The following is a 20,973-nucleotide window of genomic DNA, read 5'->3' on the forward strand; positions in this document are numbered from 1 at the left end:
CCGATCGAGGTAACGGCTCGACGGGCGGCTTTTGTCGTGGTTGCCGAACTCCCGCCTTGATAGTATAGTAGTTATTGAAGCGGTATGGATAAGGAGAAAAACAGCCGTTACTACAACATGATTTGCGATTACATTCTCCGTCATCTTTCCGAGAAGCGACGTCTGCATTGCACGGAAACAGGACGACTTGCGCACTCCCTGGCCCTGCGGTACGGCGCATCGGGGGCAAAGGCCCTTCTCGCCGGAACGGCCCATGATATGGCTCGCGAGATGCCGGCAGGTGAGATGGTGACGTGTGCACTCCGTGACGGATTTCCCTTGCGTAAATGGGAAAAAAAACACCCGGTGCTTGTACACGGGAGGGCGGCCGCGGTAATCCTCCGGGATATGATCGGTATTGATGAAGAGGATGTGCTGGATGCGGTCAGGATGCATACCTTCGGCGGTCCCGATATGGGAATTATCGCGAAGGTTGTTTATATCGCCGACTATATGGAACCGACGAGGAATTTTCTCGCCGACGATTACAGGCAGGCGTTGCTCGAGGAAGATATAACGAGGATCCTTCTTTTTGTCACCGAAGAAAAAATCCGGCACGTGAAAAAAAAGGGAAGAAAGGTGATCGGCATGACAAAACAATTATACAGGAGTCTAAAAGGAGGGAAAGCCAAGGCGTAATGAGAAAAAAAAGGCTTGATAAAAGCGTTCTATTGCTTGCTCTTATCGTCGGTCTGATCGGTATTATGGCGGTCATGGGGTATTTATATCTCAGACCCGATGTGATGACGGTAACGATGAAAAAAGGCCAGCCGGTAAAAATACTTTTCGTTTTTTCGGAAAACGGCGAACTGCGTTTTATGGAGTTGTTTCTCTATCATCCCGTCCAGAAAAAAGGGGGCCTTTTTCATATACCGGAGAATCTCGGGACAAAAATCGATCAACTCGACCGTGTCGATGAAATCAGTGTTCTGTATAAACCGGGAAAACTATCGGAATTGAAGAAGAAAGTGGAGCAGATCGTGGAAAGCGATATACCTTTTTATATTGACATGAGGATCGGCAATATTTCCCGCCTCGTGGATCTGCTTGAGGGGATCGAATTATATATTTCCAATCCCGTCGATACGGAATATAACGGGAAACGGATTCTCCTTCCTTCGGGCATCGTGCTGCTTGACGGGGAGAAAGTAGAAGATTATATCGGTTATGAGGAACCGAATGAAGAGGAACGGGACAAAGTATGGAGAAAGCAGAAGTTTCTCCAGGCCCTGCTTAAACGGATCGGGGAGCCTTCGGTATTGGCTTTTATGGAAAACGACGACGCGTTCAACCGCTTTTATGAGGAACTCGAAACGAACATTTCACGCCGTGATCTCCGTTCGTTTATCCGGGAAATGGCGGAGTTCGATCCGGAACATATCTATCCCGCCCGTGTCGAAGGGAAATTATACCTGGTCGAAGAGAAGGAGATTCTTTTCCCCCATTTAAAAGGTGAATATCTGAAATTGAATGTCAAACAGCTTCTCGATACCATCTCCAGTAACGAAATTTTCGACGACGAGCAACTGACAGTGACGCTCGAAATACTCAATGGAACGGATGTCAACGGACTCGCGAGCCGCACCGCACATCTGTATCAGAATTACGGATATGAGGTGGTTTCCGTCGGTAATGCAGACCATGACAATTATTCGGCGACCATCGTGCTTGATCGCAAAGGCAGGTTTGATGTCGCGGAAAAAGTGGCCCAAATCATCAAATGCGAACGGGTACGCACCGAAATATCGAATACGGAACTGGAAAGTACCGATGTGACGATAATTCTTGGAAAGGATTTCGATGGAACCAACTGTAAAAGATAACACGCTTGTCCTCGATATTGGAAATCTCATCGATGAACATAAAGGAAAAGAGACAATCGTCCTTTATGTCGGAGATATGTGTTCATGGACGGATTATTTCGTTATCACGACGGTCAGAAGCGACGCACATTTGAAGGGACTTCTCCGCTCCCTTTCCGAATATTTCGATGCGAATAATATAGTTCCGATTAACGCGAGGAAAAATATCAATGAAAAAGGGTGGGTATTAATAGATTGCGGTAATTTTGTTATACACCTCATGGAATCCGAACAGAGAGAATTTTATGAACTTGAGCGACTCTGGTTTAAGGGTGAAGTAATATTTCATTCATCCAGGTCGTCATAATCGATATCGTCGTCTATACCGTATTCATCATCGTCGTCGAGATACTCATCTGAATCGTAATCGTCGTCTTCTTCATCATCATCATCATCTTCTTCTTCATCTTCGTCATAATCGTCTTCTTCATCTTCGTCGAAATCTTCTTCGAAATCGTCATCGAAATCTTCCTCTTCTTCTTCCTCTTCCTCTTCCTCTTCTTCTTCATCGTCTTCTTCGATATCGCCCTCCAATTCATCATCGTCGATATCGTCATCGTAATCCTCGTCAAAATCATCCTCATAATCATCGAAATCGTCATCTTCGTAATCGTCATCGACATCATCGTCCTCATAGTCGTCATAGTCATCATCGCTACCCATGATCATGAGTTGATCCGGTTCTTCATTCGCCTGATTTTTTACATCTTGTGATTTTAACGTATTCATTGAAAACCCCCTTTCAATAATTATAGTATGAACACTCTATGCATTTCCGTGAAAATGTCAACTACGTTGTCAAAGAAAATATGAAGAATTTATGCTTCACCCGTTCACACTCCATATTCATTCACGGAAATTCACTCGTTTCCACATGAGAATATATGTAAAATATAGTGTGTTCGTCAAATTAATATTTATCAAACGGATATAATTTATCAAGGGGAAAGGTGAAAAAATATTGAAAAAAACAAGATCTGATACATGAAAACATGACGATTTTCTCGAAAAACCGTGAAATACGGTGAAAATGTCATTTTCCCTGAAAACTGTTTTTAAAATGAAAAGAAAAAACCATTTACAGAGGAGTGCAACTTTCTTATTATAATGGTATGGATATACGGGAATTCGATCGGATTATCGATTATGCGTGTGAAGAAGATTTCGGCAATGAAGGGGACATCACTTCGGATGCGATTTTTTCGGACGAGGTCGCCCGCGCGGTCCTCATTTCCAAGGATCATGGCGTGCTTGCCGGTTCATTTTTATTCGCCGGGGTTTTCGGAAGGATAGAACCGGCAATACGGGTCGAGTTTTTTCGTTCCGACGGCGATAGCCTTGCTCCCATGGAACGAGTCGCGGTCGTCGAAGGTCCGGTCGGCCGGATTCTTCAGGGAGAACGGATAGCTCTCAATTTTTTGTCGTTCCTTTCGGGAATCGCATCCGTGACCAGAAGGTGTGTTGAGGCGGTGGGTTCCGGAAAGACCCTTATCCTCGATACAAGAAAAACGATTCCCGGCTTCAGGAAGCTTTCAAAATACGCGGTGCGTATGGGAGGGGGGAAGAATCACCGGATGGGCCTTTATGATATGATTCTGATCAAGGATAACCACATCGATGCTTCCGGCGGTATCACCGAAGCCGTTGCAAAGGTTAAAAAGGCGTGGGGGAGCAGGTTTACCATCGAGGTGGAGTGCCGTTCGCTCGAAGACGTGAAAGAGGCGCTTCGGTGCGGTGTCGACATAATTCTGCTCGATAATATGGATTCAACGACAATCGGGAAGGCGGTCGAGCTGTGCTGCGGGAAGGTGAAGTGTGAAGCATCGGGCAATATGAATGAGGAGAGGATCAGGGAGGTCAGCGGGATGGGCGTCGACTATATCTCCGTCGGAATGATTACAAAATCGGTATGCGCCTTTGATTTTTCTCTTGACATCATGATTCGGGATGCAAAGAAGAACGGTTCGGGGAAATAAGGGTGCTTGTATAGCCTTCATATACGGAAAGGAGAACAATGGGGAACTCGCATGAGTTTGATCTGATCGTTATCGGGTGCGGTATTTCCGGACTCATTGCCGCAATTACCGCCGCCGAACAAGGTTGCCGTGTCGGACTGATTTCAAAAGAATCGTCGCTTTTTGAATGTAATACCTTCTACGCGCAGGGGGGAATTATCGCGACCTCACCGGATGATTCTTCCCGGCTTCTCGGTAAGGATATCACCGTCGCGGGCGACAATCTCAACAACCGGGAAGCGGTCTCCCTCCTTGCCGAAAAAGGCCCTCGACTGGTCGAGGAGTTTCTCGTCGATAGACTGGGGGTTGATTTTTCACGGGACGATAGCGGGAATATCGACCGGACCATGGAGGCGGCCCATTCGGTGCGGAGGATATTTCATGTGAAAGACACGACCGGTGAAAGCATCGAACGGGCGATGCTGGGGGATGCCGTATCCCGCAAAGGGATCACCCCCTTTCCCGCACACACCGTCATCGATCTCATCACCAATACGCATAATTCACGCGACACCCAGCAGCGGTACAGATGGACCAGGGTACTCGGCGCATATGTCTACGACGAGCAAGGCGATGCCGTGCATACCTTTCTTTCGCCCGCGGTGATTCTTGCCACCGGCGGCGTGGGGAATCTCTACCTCCACACTTCCAACCCCCCCGGCGCGACCGGTGACGGGATAGCGATGGCGTCCCGTATCGGCGCGGAGATAGTGAACGCGGAGTATGTCCAGTTTCATCCGACTATTCTCTTTCACAGGGATGTAAAACGTTTTCTCATTTCGGAATCGCTGCGGGGGGAAGGCGCCAGGCTGAAAAACAGGAAAGGGGAGTTTTTTATGGCCAAATATGAGCCGGAGCTGAAAAGTCTCGCGCCCCGTGATGAGGTTTCACGTGCTATTTTCAGAGAAATGGAACTCGAAGGCTCCGATTATGTCTGGCTTGATACTCAATCGGTAAAAGACATTTCACTCGATAAGCGCTTTCCCGCGATATATTCCAGGTGCATGGAGGTGGGGATCGATATCGCGAGGGAATCGATTCCGGTTGTCCCCGCCGCCCATTATTTCTGCGGCGGGATCAAGGTCAATCTGTGGGGAAAGACGTCGATACCCGGGCTGTACGCGGTCGGGGAAACGGCCTGTACCGGTGTGCATGGCGCCAACCGTCTCGCGTCGGTATCTCTTCTGGAAGGGCTTTTTTTCGGAAAGCGGGCGGCGGAAGAAATCGTTAAAACAATCAGGGAGATACCCGTTAAACTCAAAAAGAGTATCCCCGACTGGGTTCATCCCAGGCCGGAGGAAGCATTCGACCCTATTCTCATCAATCAGGACATGCTCAACATCCAGAACACGATGTGGAATTATGCGGGAATTATCAGAAAACAGAAACGGCTCAACCGGGCATTGAGTGATCTGGATTATCTTAGTCACAGAATTGAAAAGTTTTACAAACAGGCAAAAATGACGCGGAAAATCATCGAACTGCGCAACAGCGTTCTCGCTTCGAGAATCATCGTCAGGTCGGCCCTTTCGAATTCTGCCTCCCGCGGCTGCCACTATGTCGAGAAATAAGAGGTATTTGCACTGTGCCCCGTCTATGATCTTTACGACATGACAGAAAATGAGATCAAACTGGTGGAGGAATATGAATGAAAAAATTTAAGGTACAATGGATTAAAGACACTCATTGAAAATCTGGGGCTGGTCGAGGCAGAGAGATTTATTGCGCTTATACAGCGTGAGCACTGTGACTACACCAAATGGAGGAAAAAACTCTGGAAAGATACATCCGTAAGGGATATAAGTAAGGATGCGATGCAATATCGGGAAGAAAATCAATAGTATCAAATCTTTTATATTGTCGCCCGCTTTCGTATCTCATCCGTCAATTAACTATTGAGCGTATATAAAACGATGTAATTTAAAAACGAGTACTTTCCTTTTTTGCCGTTTCTGCCGATACAATGGTAAACCCGTCCGAGAGGGGAACGACAATAGTATCGGTGGCCGCCATGATTATAATGAAGAAAATGAAGCGCCGGCTCAAGCTCTTCATGAAAAAAAAACTCAAATTTATAGCCGGGACCATGCCGCAGAAGGTCGCGGAGGGGTTCCGTACGATTTTCAATACACCATTCCGATATGCCCTCGTGCTTTGTTCTTTCGCCGTTTTTATTCTTGTTGTTTTCGATGTGCGTTATTTTTGGGATAGCCGGGGAATTGACTGGATTCGGGTGATAGCGGGGGCCCACGGGGTTTTTTTTGATGTTCTTGTTTTTGCTCTTGTCGTGCTCGCGATCGATCTTCTTCGCGAACGGCGCAAGAAAATATACAATTGTCGTGAATTGCTCAAGGATTTTTGTTTTTGGGACGACAGGGAGGGGATCTTGCGGAAATCCGGAATTATAAGGCAGTTGAGCGACCTCGGTGCGGGGGTGCCGGCCATCAGGGGGTTGAACCTCCATGGCGCCGATCTGCGGAATCTGAAACTCAATAAATCCCGCTTTATCGGTTGTGATCTTTCGGGCGCGGATTTGAGTAATACAGAGTTGAATCATTCGAGATTCATCGTCGTTTTCGAGAATAATCAAGACAGAGACTCCGATTATTCATCGATCCGGTTCGATGGGGCAATCCTCGCAAGAACTTCTTTCTGTGACGCCCGGCTGGACAATATCGATTTTTCCTCGCTTGACATGAGGAGGATAAGGTTTTCCAGATCACATTTAAAGGATGCGGTGTTCATGGGAGCGTGTCTTCACTTTGCCGATTTTTGTGATTGCGATCTGCAGGGCGCGCTGTTTCTTCATGCCGATCTCTACAGGGCGCGATTCAAACGGGCCAATCTTTGCGGCGCACAATTGAGCAAGGGTAAACAGGAATCGTGGGAAAACGGATTTTGCGCGCGTTGTCCACATGCCAATTTCGAACGCGCGGTGTTGAATAATGCCGGTCTTGCCTGGGTCGACTTGTCATACGCGAATATGGCTCACGCTCATTTTGTCAGGGCGAGGATGGATCATTGTAATCTCAGCCGGGCGAGGCTTGATGGTTCGATTTTTGTCGATGCGGATTTGCGTTCGGCTGACTTTTTTCTCGCCACGCTGGACGATGCCGATCTATCCCGTGCGAACCTCAAAGGGGCGCGACACCTCACCGTCGATCAACTCAAACACGTAAAGACCCTTTATCAGGCGTCGCTCGATGACGAACTTGTCCGGGAGATCACTGCAAGTAACCTGGGCCGTCTGCTCACCTATCCCGATAACAATACCCGCAGATGAACGAGACGATCGCCATTCAGGCTCCCGCAAAAATAAACCTTCACCTCGAAGTGGGGGGGCTGAGAGGTGACCGTTATCATCAGCTGATCAGTCTTTTTCAGGCGGTCTCCCTATACGATTCCCTGACGTTTCGTCGTACCGCGGGAAGCGGCGAATGTATCATCAGGGGGAATTGTCTTCTCCCGATGGAAAAAAATGTTGTTTTTCACGCATACAAGGCTTTCATGAAGGAAACGGGTCTCAATGCGGGTGTGGCGGTCGATCTTGTCAAGGAAATACCGGAAGGCTCCGGATTGGGCGGGGGATCGAGTGACGCGGCCGCGACGCTTTTCTGTCTCGACCGGCTTTTCCGGCAAAACATGGACGGGGCGGTGCTGGAAAAACTGGCGGCCCGTCTTGGCAGTGATGTGGTCTTTTTCTTAAAAGCGGAGGCCGCTTTAGTGACCGGAAGGGGTGAGCGCGTTATGCCGTTAACCCCCCGATCGGATTTCCATATTGTTATCGTTTATCCTGATTTTCATGTCAGCACGGTACTGGCATACGGCTGGCTCGATGAGGCGCGCAAAGAAGATGCCCATGAATATATATTCGGCATGATGCCGGAAGAAATCGCGGTGGAGTACCGGGACCTTCACCCGTCTGTCTGGAGGTTTTTCAATTCGTTTGAACCTGTGATAAAAAACCGTTTTCCTGTTTTAAATCGGATCGAAGAGGATATAAAATCGGCGGGGGCTCACATAACCGGGATTTCGGGAAGCGGGTCTTCGGTTTTCGGCCTCTTTTCCGAAAGATCCACCGCATCGAAGGCGGCTTTACCATTAATGAAAAAATATGCAAAAGTATTTGTCGTCGAGCCACTTGATAAAATGCCCCAACCTGTAGTATTATGATCGGTACTGATTATATCCTGGTTATGTTTTCCTGTTCCAGGAAATAATAACATTATGCATCTATTGAATAGTAACTGGAGGAACATGTGTATGGAGATTACTGATGTTAAAATCAAGAAGGTGGTTTCGGACGGGAAACTGAAAGCATATGTCTCATTGACCTTCGATGATTGCTTTGTCGTTCATAATCTCAAGATTATTGAAGGAAAGGGAGGAATTTTCGTTGCGATGCCGAATCGGAAAACGAAAAAGGGTGAGTTCAAGGATATTGCTCATCCCATCAATTCCGATTGCAGGAGTTCTATACAAAATCGAATACTCTCCGAGTATGAAAAGGTAAAAGATCAGGATATCGAAACTGTGGAAGCAGATGAAGAATGAATAAAGATTGGGACGTCGGCAAGCGGTAAGCCACCGGTTTTTGGTACCGGCATTTCGCAGGTTCGAATCCTGCCGTCCCAGTAATCTATAAGAATAAGAATGAAAAGATTATCGAATAAGGAGCTTTACTATGGAGCAAAGAACGTTACAGGGGATTGAACGTAAAAATCTGAAAAAGGGATATACCCGGGAACTCAGAAGAAAAGGTAAAATACCGGCTGTTATCTACGGACATAGCGACCCCAGAGCCATTGCCGTTGACGGGCATGAGTTTAACTCGAAATTCAAGGTGATTTCGGAGAATATCATTATTAAATTGATGGTTGACGGTCATGTATATTCAGTTCTGGTAAAGGATTTTCAGGAGGACATTGTCACCGAGGAAATCCTGCATCTCGATTTCTTTGAGATAGAAAAAGGGAAGCACCTGAAAACACATGTACCGATTCACACCCATGGAACGCCGATGGGCGTGAAGGAGGGTGGAATCTTCGAGTTGCTTGTCCATGAGATTGAGGTCGAATGTCTTCCGAAAGATCTCCCGGAAGACATTGCCATCGATGTCACCAACCTCATCCTCGGCCATTCGATACATGTCCGCGACCTTCCCGAAATTACGGACGTCCGTTTTTTAAACGCGCCGGATCAGGTAGTATGTACGGTCGCGCGCAAACGTGAGGTGAAGGAAGTCGAAGTAGAAGAAGAGGCGATCGGGGAAGAAGCTGAAGCGGCGGCAGAGGAGCAGCCGGAGGAGGAATAATTCTGCCACTGGTTGTTATCGGGCTGGGGAATCCCGGCAAAACCTATATGAAAACCCGGCACAATGTCGGATTTCAGACGGTCGATACGCTTGCCGAGAAAATCGGCGTGAAACTGAAGAAACTCGTATTCAAGTCCTACATCAGGGCAAAAGGCGTATATCACGGCAGGGAGATCGTCCTTGTCAAACCGCTGACGTTTATGAACAGGTCCGGCATAATCTTGGGTGACGTGCTTCGCTACGCCCGGGCGTCGATTGACGATATTGTGGTCGTGTGTGACAACCTCGATCTCGAACCGGGTATCTGCAGGTTCAGACTGAAGGGTTCTTCCGCAGGCAACAAGGGACTCGCTTCGTTGATCGACCACGCGGGAACCCGGGATTTCAAGCGTCTGTATATCGGCATCGGGCGTCCCCCTTTTCGCGGCGACGTTATACGTTATGTACTTGGCGTTCCCGGAAAGGAAGATCGAACCCGTATAGCCGCTTCGATCAGGTGTGCCTCGGAAGGCATCCTCATGCTTTTGGAGAAAAGCCCGGAAGAAGTGATGAACAGTGTCAACGGCGGCGAGAGGTGAACTGGAAAGAAAAAACAGAAAAGGCACTTGGAGAATGTCATGTTAAAAAAGGCTTCCGGATACTGGTAGCGTATTCAGGGGGACCGGATTCGACCGCACTTCTCCATGTCCTCAAGGAACTTTCGGAAAGCTGGCGTCTTGGTCTGTTTGCCGCTTATCTCGATCACGGATTGAGAAGCCGCGGGGAAATTGAAAAGGAAGTCGCGTATATACGGAAATCCCTTGAAGTCTCGCATCTCGAGCTTTTTATTGGAAGAATACCGCAAGGCGAACTTGCCGAAATAGCGGCAAACCAATCACGCAGTATTGAAGATGTGGCGCGGGAAAAGCGGTACCTTTTTCTCGAATCGGTTTCCCGGAAGATTCACGCCGATCTCATCGCGTTAGGTCATACCGAAGACGATCATCTGGAAACCCTCATTATGAGGTTTTTTCAGGGCTCGGATATTACGGGGCTCAATGGAATCCCGCTCAAGAGAGACAGTATTGTCAGACCCCTTTATTATTGGTCCAGGTCCGATGTCATCCGGTTTCTGGCAGAGCGTGATATCCGATATATGACCGATTCGACCAACATGAAAACCGGATATTTGAGAAATAAAATCCGGTTGAACCTCATTCCGGTCATTCAGAATATATTTCCCGGTTTCAGGACGAGTCTCAGGCGGTTTTCGGAAAAAACAGCTGTACTCAATGATTATTTCGACGGGGAAACCGCTTCAAGATTGAAGTGGGAAAAAGTGTCCCGCGGTTTCAGGATAAACGGTGAGGAATTCCTTTCGGCGCATGAAAAAATAAGGCTTTTTTCGCTTTATCGCGTTATTAACCGGATGGGTAAAGTCGAGAAGGGGATTAAAAAAGGCCGATTACCCTACCATTTTTTATCTGTCGTTCTGGATGAGCATGCGGTCAGACGAAAAACCGTCATATTGCGGGGATACGGTATTATTCTTTTGTGGAAAGGAAATTATCTTTTTTGTATATCAGATATTGTCTATCCCAAAAGAATAGGTTATCTTATTATTGCAGAGAAGCGCAGGAGAGTTGTTATTCCGGATTCGGATATCATGATAGAGTTTATCCGTGAAAATACGGCAATGTCCGGTAATACCTTGGCGCAAGAAGAAAATGTCGAATATCTTGATGAAAGCAGGATCGACCATCCCCTTATTGTACGTTCGAGAATGCCAGGCGACAGAATGGACATGGAAAAGGGGAAAAAAAGCCTTAAAAAATTGTTCAATGAATGGAAAGTGCCGGAAGCAGACCGATGGATGATACCTGTCCTCGAGGATCGGAAGGGAATAATCGGGATTCTGGGCGATTGCACCGGTGTTCGAAATCGATTCATACCCGGTGTCAAAACAGAGGGGAAAAAGGCGGCCTGCAGCCTGGGCATCAAGGTGACGAAACTGCCGGGCAGGGGCAATGAAAGCCTTCCTGAATAACAGAATGCAAGCGTAACACCTTCCGATAATCCGGCATCGGGAAGCGGTAATGAGCGAATTGTGTTCCCGTTTTGCCATAATAAAAACCGGAAGGGGTATTTACAAAAAGGGGCTTGCCTGCAATACTATATAGTAAGACGAGGTAAGAGGAACGTGAGTAGCAACGGAAATAACAATACGAATAATGAAGGCAATAATTCAAATAAGAAACTGCCGAAATTCAATTTCGGAAACCGTGCAGCTCTCATATCGTTTCTCATTCTATTGGGATTTTTCCTCTTTTTTCTGGTGTTTCAGAACAGGGATTTTATCAATGAGATTTCATATACCGATTTTCTCAAGGACTTGAAGGCGGGGAAGATATCCGCCGTCAAAATTCTCAATGACAGGATCATTCTGGGAACATACGGTACATATAAAGATGAACGAATCAGCGAATTCAGAACCGTCATACCATATAACGACGAAAATCTCATGTCCGACCTCATCGATTCGGGAGTAAGAATTGAAGGGGGAAATATTACCCGTTCACCGATAGAGATCTTCTTTGATCTGCTTCCATGGGTGATCGGATTTCTTTTTATATGGTTTATGTTCAGACAGGTTCAGGGAAGTGGAAACAAGGCTTTTTCTTTCGGGAAAAGCCGGGCAAAACGATATCTGGATACGGGTAAAAAGATTACTTTTGCGGATGTCGCCGGTCAGAAAGAGGCCAAATATGAGCTTCAGGAAGTGGTTGAATTTCTGAAAAACCCCGGCAAGTTTGTAAAAATTGGTGCAAAAATACCGACTGGGGTGCTTCTTGTCGGTCTGCCCGGTACGGGGAAAACCCTGCTCGCAAAGGCGATCGCCGGTGAGGCGAATGTGGCGTTTTTCCATATGTCGGGATCGGACTTCGTCGAGATGTTCGTCGGAGTCGGCGCAAGCCGTGTGAGGGACCTTTTTGACCAGGGACGAAAAAACGCCCCCTGTATCCTCTTCATCGATGAACTCGATGCGGTGGGAAGAACACGCGGGGCCGGATACGGTGGCGGCCATGATGAACGGGAACAGACATTGAACCAGATGCTCGTTGAAATGGACGGTTTTGACACAAAAGACGGGGTGATAATCCTTGCCGCGACCAACAGACCGGATGTTCTCGATCCGGCACTGCTGCGGCCTGGAAGATTCGATCGTCAGGTTGTCATCGACATGCCCGACATCAACGAGAGGGAGGATATCCTCAAGATCCATTGTAGAAAAATACCGACATCATCCGGTATCGATTTTAAAAAACTCGCACGAGCGACACCCGGAACATCGGGCGCGGATCTCGCGAATATGGTCAATGAAGCCGCCCTTTTCGCGGCGCGGAAAAACAAACAAAAGGTCGAAATGCAGGATTTCGAGGAAGCGCGGGACAAGATCCTTATGGGGATTGCAAAAAAATCGAAGATTATTCCTCCCAAAGAACGGAAGATGACCGCCTACCACGAATCCGGGCACGCGATACTCCATTTTCTTCTCCAGAATGTAGATCCGCTGCACAAGGTTACCATTATCCCTCACGGCAGGGCTTTGGGCATGTCGCTTTCTTTGCCCGAACAGGATACCTATTCGCGCAGCAAGGCATGGCTTATCGACAGTATTACCATCAGAATGGGTGGTTATGCAGCGGAAAAACTCATCTACAACGAAACGACGACAGGTTCCCAGGCGGATATCGAGCAGGCGACGGCGATCGCAAGGAGAATGGTGTGCGAATGGGGAATGAGTGACGATCTTGGACCGATCGCGTTCGGACAAAAAGACGAACCGATATTTTTGGGAAAAGAGATAGCGAGACACAAGGAATATTCGGAGGAAACCGCGCGAAAAATCGATGACGAGATTGAAAGCATCGTCACCACATGCCTGAACCAGGCGCAAATGATGCTGAGAGACAACAAAGACAAACTCACCCTCCTGGCCGAAACCCTGGTGGTGCGGGAAACCCTCGACGGCGAAGAAGTGAGTGAGTTGCTTGGTTTCGAATACAAACGTGCCGTGGAATAGCGTTGATACGATATTGTTGCATCCGTAAAAATTCTGTAAACTGACACACTATGTTTTATAAAAAGGGAATACCTATTGGAACAAAAACCCTGAGAGCCGTTATCGGTATCGCATTCCTCCTTGCCGTCTCCGGTACGGCCCTTCATGCCGATAACAAAGGGATAGCCCTGCAATACTTCGAACAGGCAGAATTACTATATAATTCCGGTAAAACGAACGAGGCCGAAAAACTCCTTCTCAATTCCCTCCAGTTCTTTCCCAATTTCTCGGAATCGTGTTACCTTCTGGCCGTTATCTATCTGAAGGAACAAAAAACGACCATGGAGGGGCTCGACTATCTTGATAAGGCGATAACCGGCAATTCATGGGTTAAGCGTTCACCTTCACTTGCCGGGCGCGAGGAAGGGGCGGTTTTTTACAGGATCGGCCGTTACCGTCAGGCAAGGGATATACTTCTTGGTGTCAAAAACGTCAGGATCGAAGACGCCGTGGTATATCTTTTACTGGCAAAAACCTATGCCGCGCTGGGGGATGAAGCACGGCTTATAAACATACTTGTTGAAGGGGAAAAGCGCTTTCCCGATGAGACGGAATTTTATCTCCTCCACGCCGATTATTATAAAAAAAAGGGTAACGATACAGCTGCCGTGACTGTTATAAACAAAGGATTGGAAAAAATGCCGGATAACTCGTCCCTGCTTCTCCGTAAAGCCAAACTTGTCGACCGGGATGAAATAAAGGCTGAATTACTCGCGAGGTATTTCGAAACAGGCGGAACGGACCCTGAAGCGGCGATTGTCGCATTACGGGCGTCGATGGACGACATCGACCGGTATGTTTCCTTTTTTATCGGAAACGGAGGGACGATGTATATCGATCTGCTCGATGAGTTTTATACGCTCGAGCTTTCCGAAGCCTCGTATAGCGGGGCCTTCACTGAAACGGTCGAGAATTTTTCAGGTGAGAGGGTGCTTGATTCCGACAGAAACGCCTTTTTTGAAGAGAAGTATTATTATGATAACGGAACCCTCACCCTGTGGGAACAGGATCGGAACCAGGACGGACTGCTTGAAGCAATGGTCGTGTTCAGAGACGGAATGCCGCATTCGGTCACCTTTTTCGACGATAAAGATGGTAAAAAGATGAGTGTTACCGGAACGTATTCGACATATCCCTATTGCGTTTCGCTCGCTTATGCGCAGGATGAGAAAAAAAAGGAATATCAGCTTCTTCCCCTTTCCGTTGCCCTCAGAATGTTCGACGAAGCGGTGAAAACCGATGGCACCGGGGCGGTGAAAAAAAGGTTCAGACTCCGGGCTGCAAAAGGTGTGGGATATCCCCCGGAACGGACGGCGGTGATGAATGCATTCCGTGTGGATGAATATGAGGGCGGCCGGCCGGTTTCGGCGGCGGATCTTTTAAACGGGAAATATGTGGTATTCAGACACGATACCGATGAAAACGGAACCTACGATTATATAACGGAATATTCGAAGGGAGTTCCTTCCTTCGGAAGAAGAGATCTGGACGGTGACGGCATCTATGAGATTGAGGAAGTGTATAAAAAAGGGAAATTGGATAAAATCATCTACAATCATGACAGTGATAATCATCCCGATTGCATACAGTATTATTCGGCTGATTTTACCCTCTATGAAACCCACTGGGATTACAATAGTGACGGCAGGATCGACGCGAAGGAGGTCCGAAAGGAGAAAGGAAAAACCGAATATCTTTTCTCAACGCGGTACAACGGAAAATTCGATCTGGATGTCGTGTTTGTCGGTGATAAACTCGTACGCATGGAAAGAAACGGTCGTCGGCTATCGGTGCAGCCGGGCCGCACCAAAGGTGTCTACTGGATAGGTAAAAAGGGCCGTGAGTTCGAGGTCGAATTACGGGAGTCTGCCGGTATTTATCATAATAACGGTAAGATATATTTTATTTTCAGATACAACGATAATATATATATAGAGGTGGTGGAATGACTGACCCGCGGTTTCATAAACAAACCGGATCGAATCATAAACATGTCAAGAGGAGGAATCTCGAGGTATATAGGGTGGGAGTGCTGTTTCCGGCGGGTGTGTTCCTGCTGTTATTTCCATTGTTTTCCTTGATTTCATGTCGAACCCAGGGGAAACCGGTCGTGGCGGTAAAACCGCTTACCGAGGTTTATATCGAAGATGTGGAGAAACTCATCGACGATGAAAAACTCATGTACGCACTCCAGGATATCGCCTTTCTCAAAAAAAATAATAATGGAATCGGAAACGAAGTGCTGGAAGACCTGGAGAACAAGGTATATGAAAAGGTGGCCGCGCAATTCCGGGACTATCTCGAAAAAAAAGAAATTAATAAGGCGGCGGCGCTTTATCGATCGCTTGCCACTATCGGAAAAACGGACCTGCTTCCCGGCTGGTCGTATAAACGGATTCTCTTTTCGATTGCCGGGGAGGAGGTGGAAAAAGGAAACAGGGCGTCTGCCGTAATGATCTACCTCAAGGCTATGGAAACGGAAGAGTGTGACGCCGAAGATTTCGCGACCATGATTTCCCTCGCCTCAGAGATAGGCAACACGAAGGCGATAAAAAAAATATCGGATGTTATGAATGGTCTTGGAATCCCCGTAAAGAAAGAATACATGGAGTTGTTATCGGGAAAGACGACCAAGGCGGAAATGATGAACGGAACGGCGATCATCTGGGTGGATAAAGGGATAAAAATCGAACAGGGGTACGGGATACCGGATCGCGTGCTTGGCAGCGGGTTTTTTGTCGATTCACGCGGATACATGCTCACCAACCACCATGTTATCGAGAGCGAAGTCGATCCGGAATATGAAGGATTTTCCAGGCTTTATATCCGTCTTTCAAAAAATGTCAATGAACGGGTGCCGGCCAAAGTCGTTGGATACGACAGGATATTCGATCTGGCTCTTTTAAAGGTATCGATCACCCCGGATTACGTTTTTTATTCGGCGGGTGATGTCGAGGTTGAGCCTGGTGACAAGGTAAACGCGATAGGAGCGCCGCTCGGGCTTGAAAACACATTGACCTCCGGAATTATCTCCAATGTTTCCAGAAGATTTATCCAGATGGGCGATGTGATGCAGATAGATGCACCGGTTAATCCGGGTAACAGCGGCGGGCCGCTTCTCGATGATAATGACAATCTGGTCGGTGTCGTTTTCGCGGGACTCGAAATGTTTGAAGGCCTTAATTTCGCGATTCCCTATAATTGGGTAAACATGGTGTTTCCCGGTCTTTTCGAGGAGGGAGAAGTCATCCATCCATGGCTCGGTCTTGCGTTGGCGGAAAACGAAAAGGGGCTTGAGGTCATTTATACCGTTCCCGGGGAACCTGCCTGGAGGGTGGGAATACAGAAAGGGGATATTATCGAAAGCCTCGACGGTTCCCCGTTCAAGTCGATAAGAGATATTCAGGAAGCGATATTACGGTTCGAACCGGAAACCCTGATGAAGCTTTCATGGAAAAGGGGCGACTCGTCTGTTGAAAGTATCATTTGCCTCGGGAAGCGCCCGTTCAGTCCGATCGAATACGCGATAAAGCGTGATATAAAAGAAAATATTATCATTCCCCTTTTCGGTATGGAGATAAAAGCCGTTAAAAATTTCTTATGGGATACCGAGTATGTAGTGAATCGAGTGTATCAGGGTTCTATTGCCGATAATTCCGGTATTTCGGAAAACGATCCGCTGAGTATTCAGCGATGGCGTTTGGATATGGAGAACAGGATCGCGATTATCCAGGTTTTTGTGAAAAAAAGAAAGGCAGGGTTTTTCGAGAATATTGTTCAACTTGCAGCGTATCTCGAGACGGATAATTTTCTGTAACCCATTAATTCCGAAGTGTTTTGTGGTATGTATGATTGAATTTGTCATATCATGCACAAATTTTCAATTTTTGCGGTTGGTATAGGTGTTTTCTGGAGACGAAGTATCCAAAAGGGTGAATAATGACTCGTATACATTGTAGGCAGTCGATCATGACCTTGTCAATGTTGAATGATAATATACAATTGTCGTAAATTCCTTCGAGGATTTACTTGTATGCTCTTCTCCTCGATACTCCATTACTTAAATATTTTTTCGAATTCTTCGATAACTTTATTTCCATATTTCTCAACAAAAACCAAAAATAACTCCAATAATCCCCTTGCCGGCTGAGCACTACTATAACAATTCAAATCCGCATGCAAAAGCTTTATCTTCGATACATCCAATAATCATTCTCATGCATTGTATAACGCTAAAAAACTGCGTGCTGCTTTAAATTTTTCCTAAAATATGACAATAATTAAACCCTGCTGAATCTTGACCCCCAATGACCGAAGTCTATTTTCTATGTTTTTCATTTCTTTCGAGTTCCGGCAAAGCGGTGTGATCATCAAATAGAAATAAAAAATACTATATTTTGTGAAAAAAATCACAAAATAACTTGACATTCCCCTCGCCCGCAATGTATATTATTTGTGAAAGATTTCACAAATAATATACATGGAGAAAAATATGAGGGAAAGGGGTAAATGTATACCCGAACTTTCTATCGTCCGCCTCTGCCAGATGTATCGATATCTGGAAGATTGCAATCGTCATGGAATAACAACCGTGTTTTCTCCTGAAATCGGTGAAAATCTCGGGGTCCAGGCACATACGGTCCGTAAGGATATCAGCCGCCTTGGCGAGATCGGCAATACGGCGGCCGGTTATGATGTAAAAAACCTGAAAGCCCATATCTATCGCCATCTCAATCTGCAAAAGAAGCGGAATGCGTGCGTCGTCGGTCTCGGAAGACTGGGCCAGGCGATCATCAATTACCAGGAGTTTTTCGAGGGAAGTTACAGGATCAAAGCCGGATTTGATTCGAATATTAATACCCTTGAGATGATCAATACGACGATTGATCTTTATCCTTCATACAGAATTTCCGAAATCGTTCAAACATACCGGATCGAACTTGCCGTTATCGCGGTTCCCGCCGGTTCGGCACAGCAGGTATGCGACAGGCTTGTCGAGGGTGGTGTTCGCGGTATCATTAATTTCGCACCCGTTATTGTGAGAACAGGAAAAAAAGGGGTCATTATTCGTAATAGTGATCTCTATGGCGAGTTCAGAATTCTTTCGACATTGATGGATCAATCCAGGGCTCCGGCTGCATTTTACAGCAGGTAATGCCCTTTGTAATGATAAATTTATTTGACAAGGAGATTATTATGAAAAGAGTGTACAATTTTTCCGCTGGTCCTGCGATGCTGCCCGTATCGGTGTTGAAAAAGGCGCAGGAGGAAATGCTCGATTACGGCGGAAGCGGGATGTCGGTCATGGAAATGAGCCACCGCGGTTCCGTTTTCGCGGGCATACTCAAGGAAGCGACCGAACTCCTGCGTGAGGTGATGGGTGTGCCGTCGAACTACAAGATCCTCTTTCTCCAGGGAGGCGCATCGCTTCAGTTTGCCATGGTGCCGGTCAATCTTTTCAGAAAAAGCAGAAAGGCCGATTTTATCCATACCGGTGCGTGGTCGAAAAAGGCCATGGCGGAGGCGAAAAAACTGGGAACCGTGAATGTGGTCGCCTCATCGGAAGACAAAAACTTTACTTATATCCCCGATTGGGACGACAACGCCTTCAGTCCGGACGCCGATTACGTTCACATCACGACGAACAATACGATTTACGGGACCAGGTTTACGACGTTTCCCTCAACGGGGAATGTCCCGCTCGTCGCGGATATGTCCTCCAATATCCTCTCCGAGGCCGTGGATGTATCGAAATTCGGCATCATCTACGCGGGCGCACAGAAGAATATCGGACCTGCGGGCGTTACCGTGGTCGTCATAAGGGAGGACCTTCTCGGACATGCACCGGAGAAAACCCTTTCGATGCTCGATTATAAAATACAGGCGGACAATGATTCCTGTTACAATACCCCGCCCTGCTACAGCATCTATATCGCAATGATGGTCTTCAAATGGATAAAGGACCAGGGAGGCCTTGCCGCGGTCGAAAAGACGAACAAGGAGAAAGCGAAGCTGCTGTATGATTATCTGGACGAATCGGCAATGTTCAAAAGTCCCGTCCGGCCAAAGGACAGATCGATCATGAACGTTCCCTTCGTGACGGATTCGGATGAATTGAACGCGGCATTTATCAAGGAAGCCGCGAACCGGGGATTGGTCACCCTGAAAGGACACCGCTCGGTGGGCGGAATGAGGGCGAGTATTTATAACGCGATGCCGGTCGAAGGCGTTAAAAAACTCATCGAGGTAATGAAAAAATTCGAACATGATAATCGTTAGTTCGAAGAAACCGACATGACAAGGAGGAAGCAACATGTACAAGATACAGACATTGAATAAAATTTCAGCGATAGGACTCGAAGGCCTGCCGAGAGACAGATACGAGGTGGCCTCCGAGATTCTCAATCCGGACGCGATCATTGTCCGGAGTTTCGATATGCATACCATGGATTTTCCCCCGTCGCTCAAGGCAGTCGCGCGGGCGGGGGCGGGTGTCAATAATATACCGATTGAAAAGTGCACCGGAAAGGGTATTGTGGTATTCAATACACCGGGGGCGAACGCGAACGCCGTCAAGGAACTTGTTCTGGCATCGCTTTTTCTCAGCTCGCGGAAGATTTACGACGGTATTGCCTGGGCAAAAACGCTCGCGGGCAAAGGTGATGAAGTTCCCAAACTCATCGAAAAAGGCAAATCCAGTTACGCGGGGCCCGAAATTATCGGGAAAAAACTCGGGGTCATCGGTCTGGGGGCGATCGGGGCGATGGTCGCCAACGACGCGCTTTCACTCGGTATGCAGGTCATGGGATTCGACCCGTTCATTTCGGTCGCTTCCGCCTGGGGATTGTCGCGGAACGTGAAACGGGCGAACGTTCTCGAAACCCTTGTCGCCGAATCGGACTATATTTCCATGCACGTCCCCCTGACCGACCAGACGCGGGGGCTGCTCAACAAGGAACGCTTCGCGCTCATGAAAAAGGGGGTACGCATCCTCAATTTCTCGAGGAACGGACTCGTCAATAATGAAGACCTCAGGGAGGCGATCGACCAGGGTATTGTGGCGGCCTATGTCACCGATTTTCCCGACGACAACCTCCTCAATATGCCGAATGTGATCGGCATTCCCCACCTCGGGGCTTCGACTCCCGAAGCCGAGGACAACTGCGCGGTCATGGCGGCCGACCAGGTGATGGATTTTCTCGAAAACGGGAATATCACCAATTCCGTGAATTTCCCGGCATGCTCCATGCCGCAGTCCGGCAAGAAAAGGATCATCGTCGCGAACAGGAACATCCCCAATATGGTCGGACAAATTACGACGCTTCTTGCGGGCAACAAGATCAACATCGCGGATATGATCAACAAGCACATGGGCGATTACGCTTATAACATCATCGACCTCGACAGCGAGATTTCGGAAGAAAACATCGACAAAGTCAGAAAAATCGAGGGCGTCATCATGGTTCGGGTTATTTAGCCCGGGCCGGTCAGGGGCGGCACCGGCCGGTGCCGCCGTCTTGTCCTCCGTTCCTTCCTCGAAAAGCGCGACATTTCCCCCGACTTTTTTTTGTTTCACTTTATTTTTCGCCTTCCGTGTAGTATACTTTTTCTTAAAGAGACTAACGATAAAAGGAGTCTGCC

General features: G+C 47.5%; 18 protein-coding genes and 1 tRNA gene. 18 read left to right on the plus strand and 1 reads right to left on the minus strand.

Annotated features, from left to right (window positions below; translation table 11 throughout):
- Positions 1-84 precede the first annotated feature (84 nt).
- From yqeK to rsfS, 3 genes are read left to right on the plus strand one after another with little or no spacing between them, the layout of a single operon-like run.
- On the plus strand, positions 85-678 hold the full coding sequence (gene yqeK, locus JW881_08265) for a bis(5'-nucleosyl)-tetraphosphatase (symmetrical) YqeK (protein MBN1697492.1): 594 nt from the start codon (positions 85-87) through the stop codon (positions 676-678).
- Positions 678-1,862, plus strand: a complete 1,185-nt coding sequence (locus JW881_08270) for an LCP family protein (protein MBN1697493.1) — start codon at positions 678-680, stop codon at positions 1,860-1,862. Before yqeK ends, JW881_08270 begins: the two co-directional genes overlap by 1 nt.
- Positions 1,840-2,208: a ribosome silencing factor gene (gene rsfS, locus JW881_08275; GenBank protein ID MBN1697494.1), complete on the plus strand. Its 369-nt coding sequence runs from the start codon at positions 1,840-1,842 to the stop codon at positions 2,206-2,208. The genes JW881_08270 and rsfS overlap by 23 nt, the downstream gene beginning before the upstream one ends.
- Here rsfS and JW881_08280 read toward each other — a convergent pair.
- The gene (locus JW881_08280) at positions 2,187-2,630 is read right to left on the minus strand and encodes a hypothetical protein (GenBank protein ID MBN1697495.1); all 444 of its coding nucleotides are present in this window, start codon (positions 2,628-2,630) and stop codon (positions 2,187-2,189) included. The two genes, rsfS and JW881_08280, sit on opposite strands and share 22 nt — an antisense overlap.
- Before the next feature lie 383 nt (positions 2,631-3,013).
- Between JW881_08280 and nadC the strand changes: the two genes are divergently transcribed.
- The 15 genes from nadC to JW881_08355 all read left to right on the plus strand — a co-directional run bounded on the left by nadC (position 3,014) and on the right by JW881_08355 (position 20,809).
- Positions 3,014-3,877, plus strand: a complete 864-nt coding sequence (nadC, locus tag JW881_08285; GenBank protein ID MBN1697496.1) for a carboxylating nicotinate-nucleotide diphosphorylase — start codon at positions 3,014-3,016, stop codon at positions 3,875-3,877.
- Between the two features lie 38 nt (positions 3,878-3,915).
- The gene (gene nadB, locus JW881_08290) at positions 3,916-5,487 is read left to right on the plus strand and encodes an L-aspartate oxidase (protein ID MBN1697497.1); all 1,572 of its coding nucleotides are present in this window, start codon (positions 3,916-3,918) and stop codon (positions 5,485-5,487) included.
- Positions 5,488-5,879: 392 nt separating this feature from the next.
- On the plus strand, positions 5,880-7,199 hold the full coding sequence (locus JW881_08295; GenBank protein ID MBN1697498.1) for a pentapeptide repeat-containing protein: 1,320 nt from the start codon (positions 5,880-5,882) through the stop codon (positions 7,197-7,199).
- Positions 7,196-8,089, plus strand: coding sequence for a 4-(cytidine 5'-diphospho)-2-C-methyl-D-erythritol kinase (gene ispE / locus JW881_08300; protein ID MBN1697499.1), 894 nt, complete (start codon positions 7,196-7,198; stop codon positions 8,087-8,089). The genes JW881_08295 and ispE overlap by 4 nt, the downstream gene beginning before the upstream one ends.
- Positions 8,090-8,179: 90 nt before the next feature.
- Entirely contained in the window at positions 8,180-8,470 is a 291-nt protein-coding gene (spoVG, locus tag JW881_08305) for a septation regulator SpoVG (GenBank protein MBN1697500.1), read from the plus strand.
- Positions 8,471-8,478: 8 nt separating this feature from the next.
- Positions 8,479-8,551 (plus strand) — tRNA-Gln (locus JW881_08310).
- Positions 8,552-8,600: 49 nt separating this feature from the next.
- The gene (locus tag JW881_08315) at positions 8,601-9,230 is read left to right on the plus strand and encodes a 50S ribosomal protein L25 (protein ID MBN1697501.1); all 630 of its coding nucleotides are present in this window, start codon (positions 8,601-8,603) and stop codon (positions 9,228-9,230) included.
- Between the two features lie 47 nt (positions 9,231-9,277).
- The gene (locus JW881_08320) at positions 9,278-9,808 is read left to right on the plus strand and encodes an aminoacyl-tRNA hydrolase (GenBank protein MBN1697502.1); all 531 of its coding nucleotides are present in this window, start codon (positions 9,278-9,280) and stop codon (positions 9,806-9,808) included.
- On the plus strand, positions 9,805-11,256 hold the full coding sequence (tilS, locus tag JW881_08325) for a tRNA lysidine(34) synthetase TilS (protein MBN1697503.1): 1,452 nt from the start codon (positions 9,805-9,807) through the stop codon (positions 11,254-11,256). Before JW881_08320 ends, tilS begins: the two co-directional genes overlap by 4 nt.
- A 153-nt stretch (positions 11,257-11,409) precedes the next feature.
- Complete coding sequence (gene ftsH / locus JW881_08330) at positions 11,410-13,293, plus strand: ATP-dependent zinc metalloprotease FtsH (GenBank protein ID MBN1697504.1); 1,884 nt, start codon at positions 11,410-11,412, stop codon at positions 13,291-13,293.
- Positions 13,294-13,343: 50 nt separating this feature from the next.
- Positions 13,344-15,281 (plus strand): hypothetical protein, encoded by a 1,938-nt coding sequence (locus JW881_08335; GenBank protein ID MBN1697505.1) that lies wholly within the window; start codon positions 13,344-13,346, stop codon positions 15,279-15,281.
- Positions 15,282-15,442: 161 nt separating this feature from the next.
- Complete coding sequence (locus tag JW881_08340; GenBank protein MBN1697506.1) at positions 15,443-17,149, plus strand: trypsin-like peptidase domain-containing protein; 1,707 nt, start codon at positions 15,443-15,445, stop codon at positions 17,147-17,149.
- Positions 17,150-17,824: 675 nt separating this feature from the next.
- Complete coding sequence (locus JW881_08345) at positions 17,825-18,487, plus strand: redox-sensing transcriptional repressor Rex (GenBank protein MBN1697507.1); 663 nt, start codon at positions 17,825-17,827, stop codon at positions 18,485-18,487.
- Positions 18,488-18,528: 41 nt separating this feature from the next.
- Positions 18,529-19,611, plus strand: coding sequence for a 3-phosphoserine/phosphohydroxythreonine transaminase (serC, locus tag JW881_08350; GenBank protein ID MBN1697508.1), 1,083 nt, complete (start codon positions 18,529-18,531; stop codon positions 19,609-19,611).
- Between the two features lie 34 nt (positions 19,612-19,645).
- Entirely contained in the window at positions 19,646-20,809 is a 1,164-nt protein-coding gene (locus tag JW881_08355) for a phosphoglycerate dehydrogenase (protein MBN1697509.1), read from the plus strand.
- Positions 20,810-20,973 lie beyond the last annotated feature (164 nt).

It is taken from the genome of Spirochaetales bacterium (assembly GCA_016930085.1).
In the GTDB taxonomy this organism is placed as follows: Bacteria; Spirochaetota; Spirochaetia; order SZUA-6; family JAFGRV01; genus JAFGHO01.

Bases quoted from the DNA above. Each gene is read 5' to 3' on its own strand.
- JW881_08270 (MBN1697493.1), top strand. From the start codon at position 678: ATGAGAAAAAAAAGGCTTGATAAAAGCGTTCTATTGCTTGCTCTTATC.
- JW881_08345 (MBN1697507.1), top strand. From the start codon at position 17,825: ATGAGGGAAAGGGGTAAATGTATACCCGAACTTTCTATCGTCCGCCTC.
- serC (MBN1697508.1), top strand. From the start codon at position 18,529: ATGAAAAGAGTGTACAATTTTTCCGCTGGTCCTGCGATGCTGCCCGTA.
- JW881_08315 (MBN1697501.1), top strand. From the start codon at position 8,601: ATGGAGCAAAGAACGTTACAGGGGATTGAACGTAAAAATCTGAAAAAG.
- JW881_08295 (MBN1697498.1), top strand. From the start codon at position 5,880: ATGGTAAACCCGTCCGAGAGGGGAACGACAATAGTATCGGTGGCCGCC.
- rsfS (MBN1697494.1), top strand. From the start codon at position 1,840: ATGGAACCAACTGTAAAAGATAACACGCTTGTCCTCGATATTGGAAAT.
- JW881_08280 (MBN1697495.1), bottom strand. From the start codon at position 2,630: ATGAATACGTTAAAATCACAAGATGTAAAAAATCAGGCGAATGAAGAA.
- nadB (MBN1697497.1), top strand. From the start codon at position 3,916: ATGGGGAACTCGCATGAGTTTGATCTGATCGTTATCGGGTGCGGTATT.
- nadC (MBN1697496.1), top strand. From the start codon at position 3,014: ATGGATATACGGGAATTCGATCGGATTATCGATTATGCGTGTGAAGAA.
- JW881_08335 (MBN1697505.1), top strand. From the start codon at position 13,344: ATGTTTTATAAAAAGGGAATACCTATTGGAACAAAAACCCTGAGAGCC.
- yqeK (MBN1697492.1), top strand. From the start codon at position 85: ATGGATAAGGAGAAAAACAGCCGTTACTACAACATGATTTGCGATTAC.
- spoVG (MBN1697500.1), top strand. From the start codon at position 8,180: ATGGAGATTACTGATGTTAAAATCAAGAAGGTGGTTTCGGACGGGAAA.
- JW881_08355 (MBN1697509.1), top strand. From the start codon at position 19,646: ATGTACAAGATACAGACATTGAATAAAATTTCAGCGATAGGACTCGAA.
- JW881_08320 (MBN1697502.1), top strand. From the start codon at position 9,278: ATGAAAACCCGGCACAATGTCGGATTTCAGACGGTCGATACGCTTGCC.
- ispE (MBN1697499.1), top strand. From the start codon at position 7,196: ATGAACGAGACGATCGCCATTCAGGCTCCCGCAAAAATAAACCTTCAC.